Source organism: Pseudoxanthomonas sp. LH2527 (genome assembly GCF_022539275.1).
Taxonomy (GTDB): Bacteria; Pseudomonadota; Gammaproteobacteria; order Xanthomonadales; family Xanthomonadaceae; genus Pseudoxanthomonas_A.
Map to the genome: position 1 here is coordinate 1 of NZ_JAKZBW010000053.1, position 6048 is coordinate 6048.

General features: G+C 68.0%; 5 protein-coding genes. 2 read left to right on the top strand and 3 right to left on the bottom strand.

The window, feature by feature from the left end:
• Positions 1-126 precede the first annotated feature (126 nt).
• Together gltX and MMG85_RS18245 are read left to right on the top strand one after the other, a co-directional pair.
• Positions 127-1533 (top strand): glutamate--tRNA ligase, encoded by a 1407-nt coding sequence (gltX, locus tag MMG85_RS18240; RefSeq protein WP_241047325.1) that lies wholly within the window; start codon positions 127-129, stop codon positions 1531-1533.
• A gap of 14 nt (positions 1534-1547) precedes the next feature.
• Positions 1548-2036, top strand: coding sequence for a Fur family transcriptional regulator (locus tag MMG85_RS18245; protein WP_055941408.1), 489 nt, complete (start codon positions 1548-1550; stop codon positions 2034-2036).
• Between the two features lie 106 nt (positions 2037-2142).
• Here MMG85_RS18245 and MMG85_RS18250 read toward each other — a convergent pair whose 3' ends face one another.
• The 3 genes from MMG85_RS18250 to MMG85_RS18260 all read right to left on the bottom strand — a co-directional run.
• Positions 2143-3378 (bottom strand): MFS transporter, encoded by a 1236-nt coding sequence (locus MMG85_RS18250; RefSeq protein WP_241047326.1) that lies wholly within the window; start codon positions 3376-3378, stop codon positions 2143-2145.
• On the bottom strand, positions 3375-3830 hold the full coding sequence (locus MMG85_RS18255; RefSeq protein ID WP_241047327.1) for a MarR family winged helix-turn-helix transcriptional regulator: 456 nt from the start codon (positions 3828-3830) through the stop codon (positions 3375-3377). Before MMG85_RS18255 ends, MMG85_RS18250 begins: the two co-directional genes overlap by 4 nt.
• Before the next feature lie 114 nt (positions 3831-3944).
• Positions 3945-6048 (bottom strand): TonB-dependent receptor (locus MMG85_RS18260; protein WP_241047328.1); only part of this gene is annotated, 2104 nt, incomplete at its 5' end.

Here is a 6048-nt window from a genome sequence, read left to right on the forward strand (position 1 = left end):
AGGGTGTCGGTGTGATCGTTCACGAGACGCGACACCATCCCCATCCCGGCCTTCCCCTTGGAGGGGAAGGGGGAAATGCGTCGCGCGCAGGGTAAAATTGCAGGATTCCGCCTATCGAGCTTCTCCATGGCCTGCCGTACCCGCTTCGCTCCCAGCCCCACCGGCTATCTGCACATCGGCGGCGCCCGCACGGCGCTGTACTGCTGGCTGGAAGCGCGCCATCGCGGCGGCGATTTCATCCTGCGCATCGAGGACACCGACCGCGAGCGCAGCACGCAGGCCGCCATCGACGCCATCCTAGATGCCATGGACTGGCTGGGCCTGAACTACGACGAAGGCCCGGTCTACCAGACCCATCGCATCGACCGCTATCGCGAGGTCGCCGAACAGCTCGTCGCCGCCGGCAAGGCTTACTACGCCTACGAGACGCGCGAAGAGCTCGATGCCATGCGCGAAGCCGCGATGGCGAAGCAGGAGAAGCCGCGCTACAACGGCGCCGCGCGCGAGCAGAACCTGCCGCACCGTGACGATCCGAACCGGGTGATCCGCTTCAAGAATCCGCTCGACGGCGTGGTCGCCTTCGACGACCTGATCAAGGGCCGCATCGAGATCGCCAACAGCGAACTCGACGACATGGTGATCTTCCGCCCGGATGGCTACCCGACCTACAACTTCGCCGTGGTCGTCGACGACTGGGACATGGGCATCACCGAAGTGATCCGCGGCGACGACCACATCAACAACACGCCGCGCCAGATCAACATCTACGAAGCGCTGGGCGCGCCGGTGCCGAAGTTCGCGCACATGCCGATGATCCTGGACGAAGAGGGCGCCAAGCTGTCCAAGCGCACCGGTGCGGCCGACGTGATGCAGTACAAGGATGCCGGCTACCTGCCGCATGCGCTGATCAACTACCTGGCGCGCCTCGGTTGGTCGCATGGCGACCAGGAACTGTTCTCGCGGCAGGAACTGATCGACCTGTTCGACGTGAAGGACGTGAACTCCAAGGCGGCGCGCCTGGACATGGCCAAGCTGGGCTGGGTCAATCAGCATTACCTGAAGACCGATGCGCCGGCGGACATTGCGCCGCATCTGGTCTACCAGCTGGAAAAACTGGGCGTCGATCTCGCCGCAGGTCCCGCGCCGGCCGATGTGGTGGTCGCGCTGCGCGACCGCGTGCAGACGCTGAAGGACATGGCCGAGAAGGCGGTGGTCTGGTACCAGCCGCTGACGACCTACGACGATGCGGCCGTGGCCAAGCATCTGGGCGCGGCGGCCCAGGCCCCGCTGGCGAAGGCCCGCGAGTCGCTGGCGGCGCTGGCGGAATGGAGTGCAGAGAGCGTATCGACGGCGCTGCACGAGGCCGCGGCGGCGCTCGAGCTGGGCATGGGCAAGGTGGCGCAGCCGCTGCGCGTGGCCATCACCGGCACGCAGGTCAGCCCCGACATTTCGCAGACCGTCTACCTGGCCGGTCGCGACGAAGCCTTGAAACGCATCGATGCCGCACTCATCAAGAGTGGTACGACCGCCTGATCCGGGATCGCCCCATGTCGAACGCCCACGCCTGCACCGACCCGCACCACCACGTCCACGACGCGCAGGCGTTCGTCGCGGCGGTGGAACATGCGTGCCAGGAGCGCGGCCTGCGACTCACGCCGATCCGTGCGCGCGTGCTGCAGCTGATCGCCGAAGCCGGCAAGCCGGTGAAGGCCTATGAACTGCTGGAATGGGTGCGCGCCACCAAGGGCGTCGGCGCCGATGCGCCGCCGACGGTGTACCGCGCGCTCGACTTCCTGATGGCCAACGGCTTCGTGCACAAGCTCGAGTCGGTCAACGCCTTCGTCGCCTGCCACCATCCCAACAGCGCCCAGCATTCGGTACCGTTCCTCATCTGCGACCGCTGCCACAGCGCGGTGGAGCTGGAGGACCGCGACGTGGTCGCCGCCCTCGATGCGCGCGCCAAGGCGCTCGGCTTCCAGCCGCAGGCGCAGACGCTAGAAGTGCATGGACTGTGCGCACGCTGCGCGGCGGCGTGAGGACGTAGCGAGGCACATGTCGAAGGACATGTGGGAGCGACGTAAGTCGCGATAGGCCACCGCGGCGCGTCATCGCGACCTACAGTCGCTCCCACAAACAGCTTCCTCAGGCTGCTGCCGGCACCGCCTTCGGCGACGTCTCCCGGATCGGCAGGTTGGCCAGGGCGGCGATCAGCGCCAGCGCCATGTCGGCGTACCACATCCATGTGTAGTCGCCGAAGCGCTCCAGCGCCAGGCCACCCAGCCAGGCGCCGAAGAAGCCGCCGATCTGGTGCGACAGCAGGGTCAGTCCGAACAGCGTGCCCAGGTAACGCGGGCCGAACAGCTTGCCGACCAGGCCGGCGGTCGGCGGCACCGTCGCCAGCCAGGTGAAGCCGAGTGCGGCGGCGAACACATAGAACGTCAACGGCGTCGGCGGCGCCATCAGGTACAGCGCGATCATCACCGCGCGACTGGCGTACATCGCCGCGAGGATCCACTTCATCCGCATCCGCTGTCCCAGCGCACCGGCGACCAGACTGCCGGCCACGTTGAACAGGCCGATCAGCGCGATCGACGCCGCCGACACGCTGGGCGACAGGCCGCACAGCGCGATCTCGCCCGGCAGGTGGGTCACCAGGAAGGCGATATGCACGCCGCAGGTGAAGAAGCCCACATGCAGCATCCAGTAGCTGCGGTCGCGCAGGGCGACGGCGATCTGCTGCTTCAGGGTGATATCGCCGATGGCGGTCGCCGTGGTCGCAGTGGCGTCTGCCGCTTTCTTCCGGCGCAGCGGAAAGGCCAGCGGAATCGCCAGCAGCGAGGCGACCGCCAGCGTATACATCGCACTGGCCCAGCCCGCGAACGCGATGACGGCCTGCACCAGCGGCGCGAACACGAACTGTCCCAGCGATCCGCCCGCGTTGATGAAGCCGGCCGCGAACGAGCGCTTTTCCGGTGCAAGCTGCTGCGCGGTGGCGCCGATCAGGATGGAGAAGCTGCCGGCACCCGCACCGGCCGCCGTCAGCAGACCCAGCGTGAACATCAGGCCCCACGGCGACGTCAGGTGGGGTGTCAGCACCAGGCCCAGCGACAGCAGCACCGCGCCGAGCACCAGCACGCCGGTGGAACCGCGCTTGTCGGCGATGGCGCCGAACACCGGCTGCACCGCACCCCAGGTGAACTGGCCGATCGCCAGCGCGAAACTGATCGCGGCGATGCCGATGCCGGTGTCCCGGTGGATCGGCGCAACGAACAGGCCGGTGGTCTGGCGCGCGCCCATGGTGATCATCAACGTCGCTGCTGCTGCGATCAGCAGGCCCCAGTGCATGCGGGGCGCGGAACCCGAGGCGGTGGCGCTCATGCGGCTTCTCCCAGATGGTGCCGCAGCAGATCATCCAGATGATCCAGATCGCGGTGCAGGCGCTGGATGCCCGCTTGGCCCAGCATTGCATCGAGGGTCGCCTGCGCGCGCTGCCAGTACGGTTTCGCGGCGGCCAAGCGGTCGCGACCCGGTGGCGTGAGGCCGATCATGCGCCGACGCGCATCGGGGCCGCGGACCGTTTCCAGCAGCCCTGCGTCCGCCAGCGGCGCCAGGTTGCGGCTGAGCGTGGTGCGGTCCATGCCCAGTTCGTCGGCCAGTTCGCCCAGCACACGCGGTTCGCGCTCGCTGCGGCGCAGGATGGAGTACTGGTTGAGGCTCAGTCCGACGGCCGCGAGTTCGTGGTCGTATACCTGCGTCACCCGGCGGCTGGCGCGGCGCAGGCGGAAGCAGGTGCACAGGCTGGGCGTGGTGGCGGCGATCGTGGCCGGCATCGGAAGGACGATAGCGGAGGGTGGCGCCATTATGTGTATATGCACATAATGAGCGTCAAGAAGGGCGGCTGCCATGCCGGCCAGCCGCCCCGGGGGAGGAACGTCAGAGGAGGATCAGAAGTAGGCGCGGATGCCGAACGCCACGCCGCGTCCCGGCAACGGCGCGTAGTCGCGCAGCAGCGAGGTGTGCGGGCGTGCTTCCTCGTCGGTCAGGTTGCTGCCGTCCAGGAACACCTCCCAGCTCGACGCCGGGCGGTCCCAGCGATAGGCCAGGTGCGCATCGACCAGCGTGTAGCCGTCGCTCGACTCCTCGTTCTGCGCCACGTCGTCCTGCTTGCCGTAGCGCACCGCGCCCAGCGACGCGCGCCAGCCGCCCAGCGACCAGCCCAGGTCCGCGCCCACGCGCATCGGCGAGATGCGCGGCAGGTAGCCGCCCTGCGCGATCTCGACTTCATAGCCGTGGGTGTGGTCGCCATGCGGCACCTCGAAAGCGACCGTCCGCATGCCGTCGCCATCGAGCTCCGCACGCACGTAGTCGCCATACACGCGCAGGTCCCAGGCGCCGGCGGCGGTGTCGGCGAGCTGGATCTTCGCTTCGGCTTCGGCGCCGGTGAAGGTGGCGTCGTCCTGCGTCCACAGCCGCACCGGGTAGCCTTCTTCCTCCACGCCGGTATCGGTGAGGTAGATGAAGTCCTTGAACTTGGTCTGGTAGACGGCGAGCTTCAGGTCAACGCGGTCGGTATGCCAGTGCGCGCCGATCTCCGCACGCACGCCCTTCTCGGTGTCGAGCGTGGTGTCGCCGATCTCGATGGACTGCGTGGCCACGTGCGTACCGCCGGCGAACAGCTCCTCGTTGGTCGGCGCACGCTCGGAGCGGTCCAGGCCGAAACGCAGGTCGAAGCCGTCGCTCAGGCGCCAGATCGCGGCCGCCGACAGGTTGATCGCATCGAAATCGGTGGACGCGCGATCCTCGGGCTTCAGCTTGACCTGGTCATAGCGCCCGCCCAGCTCCAGCTTCCACGGGCCGAAGTCCTTCTGCTGCAGCACGAACAGGCCCAGCGTGTCGGTGATGGTGGAGGGCACGAAGGCCTCTTCACCGACGGCGGTGAAGTCGGTGCTGCCGAACTGCAGGCCGAACGCACCGCGCCAGCCGTTCCAGGTCTTCTGCACCGCTTCCAGGCGTGCGTCGTAGCCCTCGTTGGTGAAGCGCGTGCCGATCTCGTCGCCTTCCAGTTCGAGGTGCTCGTAATCGTTCCAGGCGGCGCGCAGGTTGATGCTTTCCAGGAAGGAGACGGGGTTGTACACGCCGGCCTTCATGTCCAGGCGGTTCTGCACCATGTCGATGCGCACGGGGCCTTCCTCGTGCGCTTCTTCGTCGTGGTCTTCTTCGCCGTCATGGTCGTGATCGTGGTCTTCCGCGCCGTGCTCATGCGCGCCGGCGGGAATGCCGTAGTTGCTGCGATAGGTGCTGGCGGCGAGACCGAAGTAGCCGCGGTCGCCGAGATAGGTCGCGCCGACGGCGCCGGCACGCGTCTTCACCGAACTGTTGGGCAGGGTGCCCTCGGGCTGCGGTTCCTCCTCGTGCTCTTCGCCTTCCTCGTGGTCATGCAGGATGGCGACGCCGGGGATGTCGTAGTCGTCGGTGTCGCGCACCAGGCCGTCGACATGCAGCACCCAGTTCCCGTTCACGCCATCGAGGCGGAACATGCCGGTGCGCTCGTCGTTGACCGTGTTGCCGCGCACTTCGGCGCGTCCGCTCAGCGGCTGGTCGGGGATCGACTCGGCCAGGCGACCGTCCACCACGTTGACCGCGCCGCCGATGGCGCCGCTGCCGAACAGCAGCGTCGCCGGACCCTTCAGCACTTCGATCTGGTCGGCGAGGAAGGGTTCGATGCTGACCGCATGGTCGGCGCTGACCGTGGAGGCGTCCATCGAGCCGAGGCCGCCGGACAGCACCTGCACGCGCGGGCCTTCCTGGCCGCGGATGATCGGGCGGCCCACGCCGGTACCGAAGTAGGTGGTCTGCACGCCCGGCAGCTTGGCGACGGTCTCGCCCAGCGTGCCGGCCTTGGCCTTGTCCAGATCCTCGCCGTACAGCACGTCCACCGGGGTCGCCACGGATTCGGCGTTGCCCTTCAAGGGCGAGGCGGTGACCACGACGGCGTCGAGGTCCTTGGCTTTCACCTCGCCGTCGGTCTGGGCGAAGGCGGCGGGGGAG